This window comes from Nonomuraea sp. NPDC048916 (assembly GCF_040649575.1).
Taxonomy (GTDB): Bacteria; Actinomycetota; Actinomycetes; order Streptosporangiales; family Streptosporangiaceae; genus Nonomuraea.
In genome coordinates, this window is sequence record NZ_JBEZFS010000337.1 from 1 (window position 1) to 349 (window position 349).

The 349-nt window shown below is 71.6% G+C and carries 1 protein-coding gene; it reads right to left on the reverse strand.

Translation table 11 applies throughout. From position 1 onward, the window contains the following. The coding region (locus tag AB0C16_RS41120; RefSeq protein WP_357691666.1) for a solute carrier family 23 protein at window positions 1–349 on the reverse strand (349 nt) is incomplete at both ends.

The following is a 349-nucleotide window of genomic DNA, read 5'->3' on the forward strand; positions in this document are numbered from 1 at the left end:
CGAAGTCGTCGGCGGTGGCGTCGCCGCCCTGCGCCCAGGCGACGGGCACGGGCATGAGGGTGACGCCGATGAGGGTGATGACCACGCCGGTGACGAGCGGCGGGAAGAAGCGCAGCAGTCTGCCGAAGAACGGTCCAACGGCCAGGCAGAAGACTCCGGCGACGAGCACCGCCCCGTAGATCGCGGGGAGTTGGTGGCCCGGTGCGCTGGTCTCGGCGATGGCGAGCATCGGCGCGATCCCGGCGGAGGAGGCGGCGTTGACGAAGGGGAGCCGGTTGCCGGCGAAGGGGCCGAGGCCGATCGTCTGGAGGATGGTGGCGAGTCCGGCGATCAGGAGGCTCGCCGCGAT